This is a genomic window from Nocardiopsis aegyptia, assembly GCF_013410755.1.
In the GTDB taxonomy this organism is placed as follows: domain Bacteria; phylum Actinomycetota; class Actinomycetes; order Streptosporangiales; family Streptosporangiaceae; genus Nocardiopsis; species Nocardiopsis aegyptia.
Window position 1 is genome coordinate 4,240,123 of sequence record NZ_JACCFS010000001.1, and the last position, 18,544, is coordinate 4,258,666.

Genomic DNA, 18,544 nt, shown 5'->3' on the forward strand with positions numbered 1-18,544 from the left:
ACGACCCCCACAGACAACCGAAAGGTCGACCATGCGACTGAAGTCCTACCTGCTCGTCACCGGCATCACGGCGGCGGCCCTGTTCGGAGCCACCCCGGCCTTCGCCGACGCGGTCTCGCCGGAGCCCTCCGCCGTCCCCTCCCCGCCGGAGGCATCCGAGCAGCCCTCGGAGGAGCCCGAGCAGCCCTCGGCGATGCCCGTGCCCCCGGAGCAGATGGAGGAGTGCGAGGCGCTGTTCGAGGAGGGCCAGGCGTCGGGCCTCTTCGGCGAGGACATGGAGTTCCCGTCCGACAGCGGCGTGACGTGCGAGGAGATCATCGCCGAGTGGGAAGCGGCGGAGGAGGGCGCCGGGAGCCCCTGGGAGTCGGCTCCTCCGGCCGAGCCCCAGCCGGCCGACCCCAACTACACCGGCTGATGCCGTAGTAGCGCCACCCGTGGGCCGGTCCGAGGACCGGCCCACGGGCCTTTCCGTGTGACCTGGGCCCTGCGGGTCAGCGAGCCATCGCGAGATAGGCACGAACTGCCGCCGTGAGGTCGCTCAGGTCGTCGGGGTCGTCTTGCGGGGGTGCCGGTGATGCGGCCAACAGGTCGCCCTCAGGTGGTCGCGGCCGTGGAACGAACGGCCGAAGCGGTGGAGGCGGTGGCATGTAGGGCCGCACCAGCGGGCCCGGGCCCTCATCCGGCTCGTCGGTCCCGTCCCCTTCGGAGACCGGGGGCGGTACGGGGGCGGCCGCGAGCTGGCGGCGTTGGGGGAGCGGCGGGAGCGCGAGCTGTTCCCGCCGCGGTCGGCGGGGGACGAAGACGAACATCAGAGCCGAAGCGAGCAACGTGGCGGCGACGGCCCAGACCTGTTCGGCCAGGCTTCGGTGCGGCCGGCGATGGCGGCCGTTAGGCTGATCGATGGATGACTTCCTGCGCTATCAGGTGGTTGTCACGCCCCGGCCCGGTGGTCGTAACACCGGACGGGGCATCTTCATGTCCGCTGGTCGGGGCGGGTGTCAATGGCCCCACAGGGCTGCGCTTCCCGCCGCCGCGACATGGCGATGCGGTGTCAGTCGTCGTCGGGTGAGCGGTGGGGGTCGATCAGCACCCACACGGCGACACCTTGGGGGTGGTCGGTCCACCACCACTTCTCGGAGAGCGCGGACACCAGGGCCAGGCCGTGCCCGCCGACGCTCGGCTCCTCGGCCCGGGCGGGGACGCAGGGGCGGGTGACCCGGCGGCCCACGCGGGATCCGTCGTCGATCACCCGCAACAGGACGAAGTCGCCGGGCATGACCTCGACGGTGACCCTGACTCGTCCGTACTGATCGCCCGAGGCCGAGTGCTGGATCGCGTTGGTGGCGAGTTCGCTGGCGATCAGCAGGACCGGCGCGGCCCGCTCCTCGTCCATGCGGATGGCCTTCCGACACCAGTCGCGGATCCGCCTGACCTGGTCGAACCTCCCATCGAAGTAGCCCGTGGACTCTCCGCGCCAGCGGTTCCCCTTCTTCTGTACCGGCATCCCACCCACCACCCGCCGGTTCTCGTTCGGCCTACCTGGGTCCCTCTTGCTCCGCTTCGTCATCGCTGGATCTCCTCCATCTACAGGGGTTCTGACGAGGCGTGCCACGGCCACTCAAGGCCACACACAGCACGAGCACCGAACGTGCCTCTGCGGACACGCTCCGCATGTCATCGATCATGCGCCACGGGAAATTTCTTGGCAACTACTTCTTGGAAATTTCTTGTAGATCTCTGGGGGATGGTGTCCAGGAGATCTGTCAGCCGGGATACTGGGCATGACCAACCGATGCCGAGGGAGAGCACTCATGCCTCAGGAGCAGCACGGCCCGATCGCCAGCCGCCTTCTGCTCGGCAAGGCCCTGCAACAGCTCCGCAGCGAAGCCGGGATGAGCGGTGCCGAGGTCGCCAAGGAGATGGGATTCGGCGCCGCCAAGCTCTCGAAGATCGAGCGGGGCCAGGCGCCGATCACCAAGGCCGACCTGCACCTCTTCTTCGAGGTACTCAAGGTCAGCGAAGACGTCCGGCCCACGCTGCTCGAACTCGGCACGCAGTCCCGCCGGCCCCGTCGCAACCGCACCAACACCTCCGAGCAGGAGCTGCCGGGGAAGAACTTCGAGAGGTACCTGGGACTCGAAGAGATCGCGATCGGCGTCAAGGACTGGCACCCGTACCTGATCCCCGGACTCCTGCAGACGCCCGAGTACGCGCGTGCACTGATCTCGGCGAACCCCCTGCTCCTGCCTGACCAAGTGGAGTACCTGGTGGAGCTGCGCAAGGAACGGCAGCACGCTCTGCATCGGGAGGCGGAGCCGCTACAACTGTGGTCGATAGTGGAGGAGTACGCTCTCCGCCGCGTCATCGGAGGCAAGCAGACTCGGGATGGCCAGCTTCGCCACTTGCTCACCATGGGACAGAAGCCCAACATCAACATCCAGGTCATCCCGGACTCAGCGGGCGCTCACGCCGGGCTGGACGGGGCCTTCGCCATCCTCGACGCCGGAAACCACCTGCCGCCCGTGGTCTACATCGACAGCCGAGGCATGAACACCTACGTGGAAGGCGTCACCGACCTGGCGATGTACAAGGCGACCTACGACCAGATCCAGTCCTCCGCACTGTCGCCGGTACAGTCGGCCGCAGTGATCGCGGCGATTCTGGAGGAACCGGAATGAGATGGACGAAGTCGAGCTACAGCAGCACGGGAGCGACTTGTGTCCAGGTGCGCGCCCCGCGCGCGGGCTTGACCGAGATCGGTGACACCAAGAACCCCGACGGCCCCAGCCTCACCGTTCCCAACGACGACTGGGACCACTTCCTGGACCAGGTCGCCATGGGCGGCACTGACTTCGGCCGACTTCACCCCGAGTTCCTCCCCGGCGGCGGATTCGCGCTCACCGACACGAACAGGCCCGGTGCCCCAGTCCTCACCTACACCCAGGCCGAATGGGACGCCTTCAAACTCGGCGTCGAGGCTGGCGAACTCCGCAGCGGCAATCCCCGTGGCACACTCGTCAAGGCGTAGGTACAGACCATAAGGTCTCGAGGTGGCCGACGTCATCATCTGGCGCACCGCCAACAGGCGGTTACTGCCCCGACTGCTGGCCAACCCCACCTTGGGCCGGGCGTTCGCTACCGGCCGGAGCGCCCGCGTCGAACTGCCGCCGGGCGAGACCGGCGCTGACTCGAGGCGGGCCCAGTTGCCCTACCGGCGGGCTGCCGAGTTGTCCAGCGCGGCAGCCAGCGACGCGACGCTGCACCAACCACGGCACTCGGCCTCACCCACCTGCTACGGATGGTGCCAACACCTCCCCCAGTTCACTCACTCCGGTCATACCTCGGTGGCCCCCTGGCCCGCCATGCCCAGGTCTCGTCTGAGGGCCCGGCGCGGTGGCGAGGGTGTAGTGAAACACGTGAGACGGGACGGCTCTCCGTCATCGTCTATCCCGACCCGGGCCGCCACCCCACCCCGGACACACCACCGTGTTCGCCGCCCAGGTCGAGAGCACCTGGCCGCCGTAGTTGCGCACCAACGGCCCTGCGGCGGGTAACCAAGCTCGTCCAGGAGCCTCCTAGAGAAGCCCAAACCCGGAACCGAACACGAGCCCGGGTTCGTCTCACTCTCATGCACACACGCCAGGCCTTCGGCCCCGACGATGATGGTGAAGATCGTCAGATGCAGAAAGTGGGGGCGAATCTTCAGGACTTCGCTCAGGCAGCGAGAGAAATTCGAGCGCGCCTTCTTGAGCTGCGCGACACAGCTCGCCAGATCTACGTAGAAACAGAAGAATACCACCCAGAAAAATGCGCGCATACATATCAAATAGTTGAGCCAGGGCCAGTCGAGAAAGCCTTTGATTTCGATCGTATCTGCGAGCTTTTTGCAGAACAGGTTCGCCTTCATCAAGAACTTTCAGAACAGGCAGAGCTTCAGGCAGAAAATGCTCGAATTAGCCAAAAGAAATCCCTGCGAGCAACAATCGCAGGGACCGTAGCTGGAGTCCTGGGGGCAGCGGTCGCACTCGCATCCTTCACTCCCACACTGGTTAATCTACTTGCTAGCCTCTTCGGGTAACACCCGAATCGAGAGTCAGATGGGTGGCTTCGCACCCTCAGATGTTGCCGTCTCCGATGGCCCACTCGGCGACCTGGCAGGCGGAGCATAATGCACCAATCTGACGAACATGTGTTCGATCATATGGAACGAAGGCAGTTCCGCTCCTGCGACGCGCCCGCTTACTGGTGTCCTTGAGTGGTCCGTTGCCGGGCATCGGCGACCTTCTTCCGCGTGCCTAGGGCATGTCCGGTGCCAGACCGGTACTGTTCCCTCATGATTTATTGCCCTAGATGGCCTTGGCTCTTCGGCTGGTGGGACGGTGATCTCTACGGGCCTAACGTCCTCGGCGGAATCCTCAGTGGTTTCGTCGCCTGGATCATCGCATGGTGGGTTTCGCGCCAGGAAATCAAGAAGGCAGAGGGCGACCGAAGGCACGCCGATGCAGCTGCTGAGGAGACTCGGAAACTTGAAGCCAAGAACGCCAACGAGGATCTAAAACGAGCAGAGAAACAACGCAAGGAACACCTGCTTTCCGAAAGCAAGAACGAATTGTATAGAAAAGTGGCCTCCCGGTTCACGCTAGCTTGCTTCGAATACCAGGATGCCCTTGGGGGCTTTCCAGAGAGCGAATCCGAAGACGCGGTGGATGCCCATATTTCCTACGTTGACTCCATGCGCACCCGCGCCGACCACCGCGCGGTCGTGCTGATGATGGTGCTAGCTCCAGAAAAAGGAGAGACTGGCTCGAGGGCTTACATCTGGTTTCGAGATCACTGGAACGGTTTCCTCGATCAGATGAATAAGGACGATATGGTCGACCGTGGCAATGACGAAAATCTCGCACGCTTGTCCCGCCGTCGAGCCGATCTCGCTGCTATTCTCAGCGTCTGCGTGAAATGGGAGACACTTCCTGTGAGCGAATGGAGAGATGAAGAACCACCGTATGAGATATACAGGCGCCTCGATCGGCGCGCAAGTCAGGAAGAAGGGCAAGCGGGGTCTTCGTGAGGTCCGCGCGGGCGTTAGAACCGTTGGCGCACCGGGTATCGGCGACGGTCATCTGTGGCCGGTGCCAAAGTCTCGGTAGGCGACCACGATCGCGCTCGTACCCACGGGGTCCTTGGCACCTGGTGACGCGCTCCATGCCGATACCCCCGGGTATGTGCCCGCATCAGGCCAGGAGGTGGACACATGGACCGTGCGCAGGATGTCGCCCAGGTCGGGGAAGGTGCCGTCGCGAAGGGTCGACCGTGAAGCGTTGAATTTTCCACGACGACCACCGGGTGCCAAATGGCTGAGGCAGGGCGTCGTCTTGATGCGAGCCCTGTCCCGGCGTGACTCCCTAAAGCCGCTCGGGAGCGGCGATGCCGAGCAAATCGAGTCCTCGTTCCAGGACGGCCGCGGTGTGCGCCGCCAAGGCCAGCCGTGACTCCCGGACCTGTCCCTCGGACTTGAGCACGGGGCAGTTCTCGTAGAACGAGCTGAATGTGGTGGCTAGATCGAACAGGTACGTCGCCATCCGGTGCGGCTGGAGGTTGGTGATGGTCGTCTGCACGGCGTCCGGGAAGCGCGCCAGGCGCAGAGCCAGGTCGCGTTCCGCGGGTTCGGTCAGGGACACCGGCGACCCGAGCGGCGGCGCTTCTCCCGCCCTGCGCACGATCGAGCGGATGCGCGCGAGCGCGTACTGGAGGTAGACGGCCGTGTTGCCGTCCATCGCGAGCATCCGGTCCCAGTCGAAGACATAGTCCTTCTCCCGGTCCGAGGACAGGTCGGCGTACTTCACAGCGCCGATCCCCACGGCACGGGCGATCTCCTCCCGCTCCTCCTCCGGCAGGTCGGTCCGGCCTGCAACCAGAGCGCTGGCCCGCTCTACCGCCTCGCTCAGCAGATCGGTGAGCTTGAGCGACGCACCCGCCCGGGTGCGCAGCATGCGGCCGTCCTCGCCCAGGACGCTGCCGAACCCCACGTGGGTGGTGGTGGTCTCCGGGCTGACCCATTCGGCCTTGCGTGCGGCGGCGAAGATCATCGCGAAGTGCAGGGCCTGCGGGGAACCCACCACGTAGATGAGGTGGTCACCCTTGAGGTCCTGGGCCCGGTAGCGGATCGTGGCCAGGTCGGTGGCGTCATAGCCGAACCCGCCGTCGCGCTTGCGGACGATGAGCGGGACGGGCTGGTCCTCACGGCCGGTGAACCCTTCGAGGAACACGCACAGCGCGCCGTCGCTGTCCTCGGCGATTCCACGCCTGGTCAGCTCGTCGGAAACGTCGTTCAGCCAGGGCTGGTAGGTGCTCTCGCCCTTGTAATCGTCAGGGTTCAGCCGCACACCGAGAAGCGCGTAGACCGCCTCGATGTGGTGCTTGGACTCGGTCAGGAGGCGGTTCCACAACTCCAACGTGGCGGGATCCCCAGCCTGCAGAGCGACCACGCGGGTACGGGCGCGTTCGGCGAAGTCCTCGTCCGCGTCGAACTTGGTCCTGGCCTGCTGGTAGAAGAGGTTGAGGTCGCTGATGCTGAAGTCGCGTTCAGCCAGGCCCTCATCAATGAGGTGTTCGACCAGCATGCCGAAGGGCGTTCCCCAGTCTCCGATGTGGTTCTGCCGGATCACCTCGTGGCCGGCGAATTCCATGAGGCGGACCAGGCTGTCACCGATGATGGTCGAGCGCAGGTGGCCGACGTGCATCTCCTTGGCCATGTTGGGCGAGGAGTAGTCGACGATGACGCGCTGTGGGTCGGTGGCCAGGACGTAGCCGAGCCGAGAATCCGCCGCGAGCCGGCTGGTGTGCTCGCCCAGCCAGCCGGTGGACAGGGTGATGTTGATGAACCCTGGCCCGGCTACCACCACCGTCTCAGCCATGTTGTCGAGCTCGAGGTGGGACACGATGGACTCGGCCACCTCTCGGGAAGGGCGTCGGAGTCGCTTGGCCAGCGCCATCGCAACGTTGACCTGGTAGTCCACACCCTCTCGCTGGGAGGGTCGGACCACCGCGTCCTCGATCGTGCATGCCACGTCGAACGCGGCACCGACGGCAGCGACGACGCGCTGTCCGAGATCGTCTCCGATGTCCCCTACCACGGTGACTCCGTTTCCTGTTCTTGGTTCCCAGACCTGTGGAGCCCGGGGTTTGGTCAAGTGTGTCATGGGCGTTGTGCCAGGTCACCCGCAATTCGAAGCGCCTGGGGCAGCTCCAAGGTGTTCGCCGGAATCCACGTGGATGACCTGGCCGGTCACCGAGGTCGCTCCTTCCAGGAAGAACAGAGCAGCGACGAGATCCTCCATGCGCGCGGGGCGTCGAAGAGGGCTGCGCCGCCGCGCCAGGTCGCCGAGATCCTCGATTCCGTACGCGTGGCTCACGCCCGAGTCCAGGAATATGCCGAATATTCCTGTTCAGGAATTCTTGCGACCTGGTCTGGGGGCTTCTCGGAGCCTGCGCGTGCCTCCAGGAGCCAGCACACGGCAGTGAACGCGTAGGAGCATGGTCAGCAGGCGTCACGTGTTCCAAGGCGCCCACGCCTTGACCTGGTGCTCGTCCAGTCGGGCCAGGATCTACAACTGAAGTATTAGATAAGCGCACATAGCAGAAAATCCAGACATAAGATCTTGAATCGCCTGCGTGTGACGATAAAGTACGCATCATGCCAGCCAGCAGTGCGCGTACATTCCCCTTCTCTGCCCTCACGGAGAGCGACCTCCTCTTGGACGCCGCGTACCAAGGAGGCACCGCAGGACACAGTGGAGACGACCCGATCGCCCGCATCGTTGCCAAGGTAGGAAACCAAGGTGGCTTCCGGACCGTGGGCTCCCCCCGGAAGCAGGATGTCAAGTTGGCCGTGCTGTACAGCTCGGGCCGGGAGCCGGACTGGCCGGACCGCCTTGATGTGCAGACGGGTCGGTTCATGTACTACGGGGACAACCGCCGTCCCGGGCACGACCTGCACGACACCGGGCGTGGTGGGAACCTCCTGCTCCGTGACACATTTGCTCGAGCGTTGGGGACGGCTGAAGATCGGGCCCAGATTCCCCCCTTTCTGCTGTTCCAGAAGGCTGGAGGGGGACGCGACGTCCGCTTTCGAGGCCTTCTCGCCCCAGGAGCCGAGGCCCTGTCTCCGGAGGATGAACTTGTTGCGTTGTGGCGGAGTACACGCGGGCAGCGCTTCCAGAACTACCGAGCGGTCTTCACTGTTCTCGACACCGCTATCGTCACTCGGGCGTGGATCAATGAGCTATCCGAAGGGCTGACAACCGGTCCCAATGCCCCTGCCGCATGGCTGGCCTGGGTCAAAGCCCGCCAGTACACCGTGTTGACCGCGCCGGCCACGACGAATACGCGCAGCAAGGACGAACAGACCCCTGCTTCGGACGGTCAGGCGCTCATCGCGGAGATCACCGAGTACTTCAAGGGCCGCTGGCACGGTTTCGAGGAGTGCGCCGTCGCCCTGTGGAGGATGCAGGCCCCGGCAACCGGTCGCTGTGAGGTCACGCAGCCGTACCGGGACGGAGGGCGCGATGCTATCGGTGAGTACGTTCTCGGCCCCGACGCAGACCCAGTACCTGTCGAGTTCGCGTTGGAAGCCAAGTGCTACGGCGAGAGAACACCTGTGGGTGTGCGTGATGTAGCCCGTCTGATCTCACGTCTGCGCAACCGCCAGTTCGGGGTGTTCGTTACCACCTCCTACTTCAACGCCCAGGCCTACAGCGAAGTCCGGGACGACCGCCATCCCGTCGTCCTGATGTGCGGAAAAGACATCGCTGACCTGCTGCAGGAACGCGGTTTCAGCTCGCCCGAGGACGTCCGGAAATGGCTCCAGACGTCCTTCCCCTAATCACTAGCCGCTGACTGCAGGCACCGGCGGGAGGCAGCGGGCCTACCCTGATGGGTCCTCTCGGAGGTGTCGGAGGAGAGAATCGAGATCGGATCGCTCCAGCCCGGCAGGGGCCGCAGGCGCGTCCTCGAGATCCGCGAGCTGCTCGACACCAGGGTCGTCGAGCACGGCGCCCATGAACCGGAGCTTGCCTGCTAGCCGCTCCTCGATAGCCTCATCAATGGTGTTCTCGGCAACCAGGACCTTGATGTTGGTCTCGGTGTCCGGTGGCAGCCCTAGTCGGTGGATCCTATCCAGACTCTGCAGAAACCGGCCTGCGTTGAAGTCCCGATCCACGTACACCGCCTCATGGCTGACGTGGTGCAGGCTGATCCCCTCGCCCAGGGTGGCAGGGTTCGACAGCAGGACCATGCAGTCGGGATCGTTGCGGAATCGGGTGATGTCCTCATCTCTTTTCGGCGTGCCGCCGTGGACGACAGCTGGTGCGAAGTCCCACAGCATCCGTTCCAGCGTGGTGAGACTCCGGACGAATGTGGACCACACAATCGTCTTGCGGCCGCGCGTGGCGTTGGCATTGACGATCCTGCAGGCCTCCCGGTACTTGGGGGAGTCCTCGTAACGGGGAAGGTTCTGCATCAGCTGGGCCAAGCTCTTGTTCTGCGGCACTGGGAGAGGTGGCAGGTCGTAGGGAAGCGGGTCGTATTTTGCCTTCCCAGTGGAAAGTAGGCCTGGAGTGGTTGCCGCCATGATGAGGTACATGGCCACCCGGCCGTACCGTTCTAGTTCATCCTCCTCCCCTCGCCCAGCGGCACGCAGCCCTTGGTCACCGCGGATGGCTGTATAGATCTGCTGGTGCAGGCCACTGAGCGGTACGCGGACGACCTGTGCGTTGACCGGGGGCAACCCGAGTTCATGTTTGGTGGTTCGGCAGAAGAATGGCTTGAGGATACCGCTGGCCTCGGAGAGGGTGCGGTTGGCCGTTGCCTGCTCCACGGTGCGCCCGCCTTGGCCGGGCCATACGAAATTGAACAGGTTCTGCAGGTCCTTGACTCCGTTGGGGGCGGGCGTGCCGGTCAGAGCGAGACGGTGTCGTGCAAGGGGTGCAAGAGCCAGGCAGATGGTCCCGTAGACGCCCGCTGACCCGCGCTTCATCCGGTGAGCCTCGTCCAGGACGAGCATGGACGGCTCGGCACCCAGCCACTTGCTCAGCGCAACATGGCTTATGGGAAGTCGCTCGTAGTTGACGAGCACGATGTCGGCCAGCGGATCCAAGGTGCGTCCGTCCACCGTGTGGATGGACAGCGGTTGCTCGAAGCACACCTTGGACTCTTCTTCCCAACTGCCGTGGGCGGACTTCGGCGCGATGACGAGCATGCGCCTGACCTCGCCGCTATGGCGCTTGGCTTGGAAGTCAGCGAGTGCCACCCTTGTCTTGCCGGCCCCCGGAACGCTGAAGTTGGCGCCGTGCCGCATGGACAGAAGCTTGGCGATATCCCTCCTCTGGAATCCGGTTAGGTCGGCTCTCCACACGGGGCCGAGAAGCTCCTCGATGCTGTCGGCGCCGATGTGCACCGGATGGGCGCCGTCGCCCGCGATCCGTTCCTCCGCCTGCTTACTGTCCTTGAGCGAGTCCTGGAGCAGCGCGGTCAGCTCTTTCTGCCACCGGACGTCAGCCCTGCTTTCGGCGGGCCAACCGCGTAGCGCCTGGAAGTTGGACAAGAAGTCGTCAAGTGGAACCTCAATCGCTAAGGGTGTGCGGTAAGCGCTGCTGCGGAACCGGGAAGCTAACCGCCCTAGGGCAGCTGCGTGCCCTTCGTCGGATTGCAGGACAACCGCTGTTCCCGCAGGGACTAGTTCCAGGCTCAGACTGGGCATGAGCACAATCCCTTCACAGGTCAGTGACTGCGTCCTGCAGCCATGCCAGGCCTCGCCCCGGGCGTTCCACACCCCGAGAAGCGACCCGGGAGAGCTGCTTGAGTGCCTTTGCTAGTTCAATGAGGGATGCATCCAGCGCTTCGTAGTGCATTAGGTCCTGACTGCGGGCTTGTGCGACCTGATCTGTGGATTCCTGGACCAGAGACGTGGCCTCGGTGAGCCGTTCTGCCGCTGCAACCTTGCGTTGACTGCGGCGTGTGGCTGCCTCGGCTCCTGCGGTGCCGCGCTCTAGCGCCTCTTTCACGGTTCCGAGCAGGTCGCGTGTCTCAACGGCCTCCTCAAGGGACAAGGAGTTGGAGAATGCCTGTTTGACCTTGGCTTTCAGCACGGCATCGGTCGCCGCGCGGGCCTCCTGTGCAGTGGAGGACTCCTCGGCGATCTCCAGGCCGGGCTCGAGATCGAGGCCGGGGATCCCGAGGCTCTCGGCGCTGCTCCCCTTGGGAGGAGCGAATCTCCCGTCAAGCCTCGGGGCCAGGTATTCCTCATGGAAGTCATCTTTGATGTAGCGCAGCTTTGTCTTTGCGGTATTCATCAGGATGGCGAGCAGACGGCTTTCCTTGAGGATGTCGGCTTCGTGGCTGTTCATCTCCTTCTGATGGCGGTAAAGCTCACCAAGGCTTTCCTGGTGCCCTTCGAAGTCCATGAGCCGAAGGGTGGCGAGTGTCCCGTTGCTCAATTCAGTCCGGCTGCGCTCGATCGCATCGGTGATGAAGTTGTAGACCCACAGGTCCCGGTGAACAGACTCCTTGGTTGTCCGGAAGGCCTTGACGATCTCGCTCACGGTGCGTCCGCTGCTGACTTGCTCGCGGATCGCGATCAGCCGGTTGATGTAGGAGTACGCACGGCGGTGGTTTGTCCGCAGCTGCAGATCCAGCTCGACAGTGGCAATATCGGTCCAGGAGGCATCTGCAGGAAGTACTGCCACCCGCATGTTCGGGTAAGTCAGCTCTTGCAGTGCAGCCCTACGCGTGTTGCCGTCGACCAGGATCCCGCTATGGGTGATGATCCCGGCGTCGTTCTGTCCAAACTCCGCGAGGTCCTTCTTGAGCTTTTCGAAGGCGGGATCTGGTGCGTCCGGATTGTCGGACTTGGCCTTGAGCAGGTCGTGCATATACGCCTGACTGGCCGGGCTCCACGGATCTGCTCGAAGCTCTGCATCACGCGCGGGCTCGTGGTCGCGCTGAGCGCGGATCCGGTGGCTCTCGGGGTTGTAGTAGAGATCGGCCGCCGGCATGGTGATGACCAGCAGATTGACGGGCTGATCGCGCAGTTCGACCCGCACGGTCTCGGATGTGCCTCCGGACCTGTGAACCTCTTGCAGTCGCGCTTCGACGGTTGCGCGGATCTCATCTCCGCGCGGTGTGCTTGCGATCATGGCTGGGGCAGCCTCTTCCTGTTTGGTTGTGCAGTGTCAGGCAGGGGAGCGGGCGAACATCGGTCAGACCTGTGAACGGAGGCGCTCAGCGACAGCATCACGGGAATCGACAGGAAGCCGCCGGTACTCGGTCCACAACTGCTCCACGCGGCGGGGCTGACGGCGTTCCCTCCTCAGCCACTGCGTGAGTTCCTCCCGCTCGTCCGGGGTGAGACTGTCGACGCCTTCAAGCACACTGGTCAGGCTGGGCGCCTCTTCTGGGTCTGTGCCGGCCTTGCACCGTTTGCACTCGGTGACGAACTGCTGCTGGACGCTTCCACCAGGCAGCTTCACCTGCCGACTGCTGAGTGATAGCAGGGCTGTCTCCCCGCGCCGGGAGTCGGGGTATACCTCTCCGCCGGCGATGCCGCAGGAGGTGCACATGTAGTCGTCGGCAGCCATGGTGGCAGATCGCTCTTTGCTGGTGAGTTGGGAGGCCGCTGAGCGTCGGGCGACGCCGGGCTTCCATACTTCGTCCCCTGCTTCGGCGAACTGGAGCGTGTTCAGTGGTAGGCCGGGGTCCTCCTTGTTGGTACGGATGACCCAACCGTGCTCTCGAAGCTCCCGCATCCTGCGGTCGACCTGTTCCACTCCGGGGAAGGCGTCTCGGAGGTCAGCCTTTGTAAAAGTGTTCCCCACCTCTACCTCGGTGAGGAGCCAGAGTGCGATTCGGACCCTTGCGCCGGCCTTCAGCGCCGGGTCATTCCACACAGGGATCATGCTTTCCTCCTATGGCTTTCCTGCTGATCCGCTAGCGTTCCTGGTCGGCGAGTAGTCGCCAGCGTGCGGCTGATCCGGTCTCGCCCAGGCTTTCGAAGTGGTCGGCCAGCATCCCGATCGCGCTTCGGATTTTGGCGTGGGCTGCACGCTCCAGTAGGAGGACCTTCCTCTCTCCGTTGTGCGAGTCCCCATCGAGCCGAACTGCCCGGTCGAAGGCCAACCGCGCCGCAGTCGCCGCGCGGACTTCTGAAGGATCTTCGGAGTCCAACAGCGCGGCTGCTTCCCGGCTGCCGCCGGTCTGCGCTTGCTGCAGGAAGGACTCGCCTTCCGCGCGGTGTCCGTCCAGGAAGCGCAGTAGACCGAGATCAAGGGCGGCACTGACATCTGAATCCCGGGTCGCCTGTAGCAGGGAAGCGCCAGCGGAGCCGTAGGCCTTGCTGAGGCGGACGTGTACAGCATCTGACAGGTCAATCTGGACAATCGTCTCTGCAGGGGGCCTGGCGGTCTCCGAAGAGGGGATCGGGCTCCCAGAGGTCGTCTTGAGGCGGGAATGCCATTCGTTCCAGTGCCTGGCGACGTCTCGGAGGTCCGGGGGCGTACCGGGCTTGCCGGATGCTTCCCATTCGAGGTGTAGAACAGTCAGGACGATGGCGTTGAACGTAGCGCGTGGTGCAGGTTTGCTGTGTCCCTTATTTACCCACCGCGACAATGTCGATCCGACAATGATCTCCAAGGGCTTCTTCTCACCCTTGGGTACAGGGTGGACCTCCAGGTACCTGTCAACTACCCTCGGCATTTCCTTGGCTACCTGGTTCCGCTTCCATCCCCGCCCTTCAATGAAGACCCTCACGGTGTCCGCCTGAGAGCAGGGGGTAATGGGCGGTAGGGGTTCAGGCGACTGGGGCACGGCTTACCTCGATCTATTGGGCGTGCGGACAGCGGCATCGAGCTGTCCTTGGGCCCGGTGCTTGCCAATGAGTGTGCCACACGCGGGAGAAAGTTGACATGGGCAAGGGTCTTGCATTTTTTTGCGTGTCAGGGGGACCGGCGGATGTATTTCTCATGCAGGTAGTTGGAGGCATCGCCGGCTTGCTGGTGAGGGCTTCGCTGGGTTCCTCAGCCTGAAGACGGGAGTCTCAACCAGCCTGCGCATGGGGATCTTGGGGCGCGCATCCTACCTTGACTCGGCCTGGTTTGGCGAATTTTTCGCCTTCCTTTTTCTTCCTTTTTCGTGCCTGTCGGCGGACCGGCGGGAGTGCCTGCGCGCATCAACTGAGCGCGACCTGAAGGTCTGAGGCTTGTGGTTGCCTTGACGCCGTTCCTCATCAGCAACGTTTCCGGTTCCTTGATCCTTGGCTCTAGGTTGGGGGTTGAAGGCGAACAGTCAGGCAAGGGGATATGGATAGAGAATTGGTTACTGACTCCGAAGAAGTTCTCAGAATATTCACGAAGTCCCGCGCGGGGAAGCGTGTGTTCGATGCTTGGCGCAGGCGGAAGCCGCATGTCACTGAGCGGGTGATGGAACATCGGACGTCGGCGGTCTACAAGCTCGCATCGTCAGAGATCCGCAGTCTCACCTCGGAGCACGCTCTCGGCAGGCTCAGGCCGAGCGAGGGGTACCAAGTTGAGTCGATCCGGGACTGGCGACCGGACTTCGCCTTCTCCCACATCTTCCACTTCCACCTCGAAGAGCGCGGTCGGATGTACTCGTTCCAGGAATTCCGTGAGTGGAGCAGGCTCGACCGGTTCCGGCCCATGCTTCACACGCCGGCCTGGGAGGAGGTCAAGAAGGCCATCGGAGTCGGTTACAGCGAGCAGCAGGCGAAGGACTCGGTGCGATGGAGGATTGGCTTGGCCTACTACTCTTTCGTTCGGGAGATGTATGTCGTGGCCCGATTGCGGGAACTGGGGCTGGACGCCTGCTTCCACCCTCTTGCTGACGCCCTCTTCAGGACGGATACGTGGATCGGTACCACGTCGGTGTCGCTCTACATCAAGAACCAGAAGTTTCGGGACGGTCAGACGGGACGCAAGCCGCCAGCGGAGAAGCTGCTCGGCGGGGAGGAGTCGGGGCTGAAGTTCATTGAACTGGGGATCCCGACTCAGCGTCTTTGGGGTGAGGTTCACTTTCCCGATGAAGCTGCAGTTGATGCCTGCGCCAAGAGGCTGCACCAGCTGAGTACCCAGCTTTGGAAGGCGCCCGGATCGCTATAGATTGGCCTCGTGTACCTCTTGAACGTTCCCCCACAACCGGGTGCCGGCGGCGTCTCAGACCCCGAGCTCGACCTGGTCGCCGAGCACCTGTTCAGCCTTGACACGGACGGGCGCCGATTCGCGGATGCTCTGCGCAGTACTTTCGACATGCTGTTGGACGGGCAGCGGACCGGGCGCTACCGCTGGGACCAGCTCCACAAGACGGAGAAGACGCACTTCGGCACGCTGGTAGAGATCAACCTCCAACGGAAATTCAAGTTCCCGGGAGGCCAGGAGCTGGACTACCGCATCTGCGACATCGACGTCGACTGCAAGTACTCGCAGAAGCACGGTTCGTGGATGATTCCGCCCGAGGCGGTCGGCAAGCTCTGCCTCGTGCTGTGGGCCAGCGACAGCGAGTCGCGTTGGTCAGCGGGCCTGGTCCGGGCGAGGGAGGACCTGCTGGGCGGAGGCCAAAACCGCGATGCCAAGCGCTATCTGAACAAGCAGGGCCGCCAGGCTGTTCGATGGCTCTTCGCCGATGCCCCGCTGCCCGTGAACGCGCTTCTGCACCTGCCCGACGGGGACGTCGAGGCGATCTTCGCACCTGGGTCCGGAGCGAAGCGGGTCGACGAACTGTTCCGTCGGGCGCAGGGGACCCTCATCAGGCGGGCAGTCGTGGCGACGGTCGCGCAGCAGGATGACTACATGAAGCGGGTCCGCGGCAACGGCGGGTCCCGCTCCAACCTTCGCCCGGAGGGCATCATCATCCTCGGGCAGTACAAGGGGCACGCAACCATTGCGGAGCAGTTGGGACTCCCTGTCCCGGGGCCCGGCGAGTTCGTCTCATCCAGGGTGGTCCGTGCCGGCACGCACACTGGAGAGGAGAGGCCGAAAGCGTTCATCGACGACGACTGGTGGGTGCTTGCTACTGAAACCGACCCGGTCGAACCAGCTCCCCTACTTCCGAAGGTATGACTGAGCAGGTGGACAACGCAGACGAATCCGGTTTCTGGCGGGCCCCGGAAGGCTCGTGGGCCTCGTCAGCTGCCAACCGGCGCAGCATGCGAGGAAACCGGAGCCGGGACACCAAGCCGGAGATCGCCATCCGCCGCCTAGTACACGCGGCTGGCCTGCGCTACCGGGTCGCGGCCAAGCCGCTGCCCGGCATGCGGCGCACAGCTGACCTGCTCTTCGGCCCCACCAGGGTGGCGGTCTTCGTGGACGGATGCTTCTGGCACGGGTGCCCGGAGCACTTCGTCCCTCCCAAGACCAACCCCGACTACTGGGACGCGAAGATCGGCGGGAACGCCCAGCGTGACCGCGACACCGACGAGCGTTTGGCGGAGGCAGGGTGGCTGGTCCTGCGGTTCTGGGAGCACCAGGACCCCGCCGAGTGCGCAGACGTCGTGACGGAGGCAGTCTCAGCGCGTAAGCGTGAGCTGTCGGGGGGCAAGGTCCTCGACTAGCCCCTCGAACTGCTCCTCTGGCTGCTCTGCGTCGGCGTCGAACGCCCGGAGCGCGCGGATGATGGACTCTCCGACGGCCTGGGCGACGGGCGGCGGGAAGGCGTTGCCGACCTGGCGGTAGGCGGCCGTCTTGCGTCCCTGGAACTCCCAGTCTGTGGGGAAGCCCTGGATGATCGCGGCCTGCTGCACTGTCAGCTTGGGGCCCCGCTCCCCGTACAGGTCCCGTTCCTGGTCCTTGGTCTGGCCGTGCGGGTCGGCTACCCCGTGGCCGTCGACGCCGAGTTCGGCCCACGCACGCTTGGCGCGAGTCGGCCCCAAGTCCGCGCCGCCGTGCTTCTTCGACCCTCCGACGAGCGTGGGAGCGACCGTCCCCTTCGCCTGGGCCTTGCGCAGCCACTCCTTGTAGTGCTGACGGCCCTTGGCGGAGTTCCCGAACCGGGCGCGCATGGTCTCGTCGAGGGCCTCTGCCACCGTGACGAGCTTCCCGCTGCCCCGGGCAGGGAGGAAGTGGGCCGCTTCCGCTTCCTTCATGGCCACCAGGATGGCCCTCGGCCGTAGTTGAGGGACGCCGTAGTCGCGAGCCTCAAGCACGTTCCAGCCGAGGATCCGGTAGCCCAGGCTCTCCAGCCGTGCGCGGATCCTGTCTCGGTAGCCGCTGAACTTGTGTTCGGGCTCGAGCAGGCCGCGCACGTTCTCGATCATCACGGCGCGGGGCTCCAGTTCCTCGACCATGTCGAGCATGACGGGGAACAGATCGCGCTCATCGTCTTCGCCGAGCTGCTTGCCAGCCAGGGAGAAGGGCGGGCACGGGACGCCGCCAGCTAGAAGTGCCAGCTGCTCGCCTCCGAGGACCTTCTTGAGGTCGTCCATCTCGAAGTCGGTCAGGTCCCACGGAAGGATCTCGCAGTCTTTCCAACCGTGTTTGCGGGTGTTGTGCTCAAGGGTCTGGACGGCGTGGGGGTCGACCTCGATCAGTGCGCGGTGGTGGAACCCGGCGTTGTGCAGGCCGACCGCTTGGCCACCCGCTCCAGCGCAGATCTCCACTGAGGTGTACGCGCCTGCCCCGTCCGGCATTCTGACTCCTCCTGCTGGTTGAGCCACGGCAGAACGCGCCGTGGCATGACACTCGTCGAACACCCGATCGATAAGTGTGCAGCCAGCCTAGATGGTGGCATGAGAGCACGGACGGTTTCCAGGGGTCTGGAGAGAAAGTCCACGTCGTAGGATCCGGGTTGTTTCTGAAGTGCGATTCTATGCGCGGAGTGAGACGGTTGGGCCCCGTGACTCCGGACTGTGGATAATTAGTTACGTAGCGGAGTTCACGGGGCTGGTGTTGAAGAGGGGCAGCAGGACCTCATCCACGATCTCTTCGACCATCTCGTCGCTGATGGGCTCGTGGTGGAAGAGGAAGTGGTTCCTCAGCAGGGCCTGTCCCACCTCCATGCGGCGGGGCGCCAACGCCTCCGGGCTGATCTCCCCCCGGTGGACGGCCCGACGGGTGACCTCTTCCATCATCTGGCGGCCCATCCCCTGGGCGTGGGCGCGGACCTGCCCCATCCGCTCGGGAGATGGCAACACCTCCGCCATCAGGCCGCGTAGGGCCTGGCCGGCGGGGCCGTCGAGGAGGCGGGCCGTGCGCGTGAGGACCGAGATCAGGTCGCCGCGCAGCTCGCCGGTGTCCGGGAGCTCGCCCGGGTCGGGGATCACGCTGTAGACCGCGTCCATCACCAGCTCGGCGCGCGTGGGCCAGCGCCGGTAGAGCGAGGCCTTGCTGGCGCGGGCCCGCTCGGCGACGCCTTCCATGGTCAGCGCCGCGTAGCCCCGCTCCTCCAGCTCCTGGACGGTCGCGTGCAGGATGGCCGCGATCAGGGCGTCGCCGCGGCGGCGGGGGCGCTTGCGGTGGTCGGTGGTCTGCGGTTCGGCGGCCATGAC

The 18,544-nt window shown here is 64.4% G+C and carries 18 protein-coding genes; 9 read left to right on the forward strand and 9 right to left on the reverse strand.

Annotated features, from left to right (window positions below):
* Window positions 1–31: 31 nt before the first annotated feature.
* Window positions 32–415: a FliH/SctL family protein gene (locus tag HNR10_RS18955; protein ID WP_179825420.1), complete on the forward strand. Its 384-nt coding sequence runs from the start codon at window positions 32–34 to the stop codon at window positions 413–415.
* A 636-nt stretch (window positions 416–1,051) separates the two neighbouring features.
* On the opposite strand, the gene HNR10_RS18960 is transcribed toward HNR10_RS18955, so the two are convergent.
* Window positions 1,052–1,504, reverse strand: coding sequence for an ATP-binding protein (locus HNR10_RS18960; protein ID WP_246406298.1), 453 nt, complete (start codon window positions 1,502–1,504; stop codon window positions 1,052–1,054).
* A 307-nt stretch (window positions 1,505–1,811) separates the two neighbouring features.
* Between HNR10_RS18960 and HNR10_RS18965 the strand changes: the two genes are divergently transcribed.
* The 4 genes from HNR10_RS18965 to HNR10_RS18980 all read left to right on the forward strand — a co-directional run bounded on the left by HNR10_RS18965 (window position 1,812) and on the right by HNR10_RS18980 (window position 5,068).
* Window positions 1,812–2,678 (forward strand): helix-turn-helix domain-containing protein, encoded by an 867-nt coding sequence (locus HNR10_RS18965; RefSeq protein ID WP_179825423.1) that lies wholly within the window; start codon window positions 1,812–1,814, stop codon window positions 2,676–2,678.
* Window positions 2,675–3,028 carry a DUF397 domain-containing protein gene (locus HNR10_RS18970; RefSeq protein ID WP_179825426.1) on the forward strand — a complete coding sequence of 118 codons (354 nt, stop codon included), beginning with the start codon at window positions 2,675–2,677 and terminating at the stop codon, window positions 3,026–3,028. Before HNR10_RS18965 ends, HNR10_RS18970 begins: the two co-directional genes overlap by 4 nt.
* 600 nt (window positions 3,029–3,628) lie before the next feature.
* A complete protein-coding gene (locus HNR10_RS18975; protein ID WP_179825427.1) occupies window positions 3,629–4,078 on the forward strand; it encodes a hypothetical protein in 450 nt (149 codons plus the stop codon).
* A gap of 255 nt (window positions 4,079–4,333) precedes the next feature.
* On the forward strand, window positions 4,334–5,068 hold the full coding sequence (locus HNR10_RS18980; protein WP_179825429.1) for a hypothetical protein: 735 nt from the start codon (window positions 4,334–4,336) through the stop codon (window positions 5,066–5,068).
* A gap of 334 nt (window positions 5,069–5,402) precedes the next feature.
* On the opposite strand, the gene argS is transcribed toward HNR10_RS18980, so the two are convergent.
* Both argS and HNR10_RS18990 read right to left on the reverse strand, forming a co-directional pair.
* Window positions 5,403–7,133 carry an arginine--tRNA ligase gene (argS, locus tag HNR10_RS18985; protein WP_312889344.1) on the reverse strand — a complete coding sequence of 577 codons (1,731 nt, stop codon included), beginning with the start codon at window positions 7,131–7,133 and terminating at the stop codon, window positions 5,403–5,405.
* Window positions 7,134–7,214: 81 nt separating this feature from the next.
* Window positions 7,215–7,412: a hypothetical protein gene (locus tag HNR10_RS18990; RefSeq protein WP_179825433.1), complete on the reverse strand. Its 198-nt coding sequence runs from the start codon at window positions 7,410–7,412 to the stop codon at window positions 7,215–7,217.
* 281 nt (window positions 7,413–7,693) lie between these two features.
* Between HNR10_RS18990 and HNR10_RS18995 the strand changes: the two genes are divergently transcribed.
* A complete protein-coding gene (locus HNR10_RS18995; protein WP_179825435.1) occupies window positions 7,694–8,881 on the forward strand; it encodes a restriction endonuclease in 1,188 nt (395 codons plus the stop codon).
* Between the two features lie 42 nt (window positions 8,882–8,923).
* On the opposite strand, the gene HNR10_RS19000 is transcribed toward HNR10_RS18995, so the two are convergent.
* The 4 genes from HNR10_RS19000 to HNR10_RS19015 all read right to left on the reverse strand — a co-directional run bounded on the left by HNR10_RS19000 (window position 8,924) and on the right by HNR10_RS19015 (window position 13,800).
* Window positions 8,924–10,600, reverse strand: a complete 1,677-nt coding sequence (locus HNR10_RS19000; RefSeq protein WP_246406300.1) for a DEAD/DEAH box helicase — start codon at window positions 10,598–10,600, stop codon at window positions 8,924–8,926.
* Between the two features lie 169 nt (window positions 10,601–10,769).
* Entirely contained in the window at window positions 10,770–12,191 is a 1,422-nt protein-coding gene (locus tag HNR10_RS19005; protein ID WP_179825439.1) for a ParB N-terminal domain-containing protein, read from the reverse strand.
* A gap of 63 nt (window positions 12,192–12,254) precedes the next feature.
* On the reverse strand, window positions 12,255–12,950 hold the full coding sequence (locus HNR10_RS19010) for a hypothetical protein (protein ID WP_179825441.1): 696 nt from the start codon (window positions 12,948–12,950) through the stop codon (window positions 12,255–12,257).
* A gap of 31 nt (window positions 12,951–12,981) precedes the next feature.
* Complete coding sequence (locus HNR10_RS19015; protein WP_179825443.1) at window positions 12,982–13,800, reverse strand: hypothetical protein; 819 nt, start codon at window positions 13,798–13,800, stop codon at window positions 12,982–12,984.
* A 548-nt stretch (window positions 13,801–14,348) separates the two neighbouring features.
* Here HNR10_RS19015 and HNR10_RS19020 point away from each other — a divergent pair.
* The 3 genes from HNR10_RS19020 to HNR10_RS19030 are packed head-to-tail and all read left to right on the forward strand — an operon-like array spanning window position 14,349 to window position 16,612.
* Entirely contained in the window at window positions 14,349–15,164 is an 816-nt protein-coding gene (locus HNR10_RS19020) for a hypothetical protein (protein ID WP_179825445.1), read from the forward strand.
* Between the two features lie 9 nt (window positions 15,165–15,173).
* Window positions 15,174–16,121: a NaeI family type II restriction endonuclease gene (locus HNR10_RS19025; protein WP_312889345.1), complete on the forward strand. Its 948-nt coding sequence runs from the start codon at window positions 15,174–15,176 to the stop codon at window positions 16,119–16,121.
* Between the two features lie 8 nt (window positions 16,122–16,129).
* Window positions 16,130–16,612, forward strand: coding sequence for a very short patch repair endonuclease (locus HNR10_RS19030; protein WP_376769763.1), 483 nt, complete (start codon window positions 16,130–16,132; stop codon window positions 16,610–16,612).
* On the opposite strand, the gene HNR10_RS19035 is transcribed toward HNR10_RS19030, so the two are convergent.
* Together HNR10_RS19035 and HNR10_RS19040 are read right to left on the reverse strand one after the other, a co-directional pair.
* Window positions 16,568–17,686 (reverse strand): DNA cytosine methyltransferase, encoded by a 1,119-nt coding sequence (locus HNR10_RS19035; protein ID WP_179825449.1) that lies wholly within the window; start codon window positions 17,684–17,686, stop codon window positions 16,568–16,570. The genes HNR10_RS19030 and HNR10_RS19035 overlap by 45 nt on opposite strands.
* Window positions 17,687–17,917: 231 nt before the next feature.
* On the reverse strand, window positions 17,918–18,541 hold the full coding sequence (locus HNR10_RS19040) for a TetR/AcrR family transcriptional regulator (protein ID WP_179825451.1): 624 nt from the start codon (window positions 18,539–18,541) through the stop codon (window positions 17,918–17,920).
* Window positions 18,542–18,544: the final 3 nt, after the last annotated feature.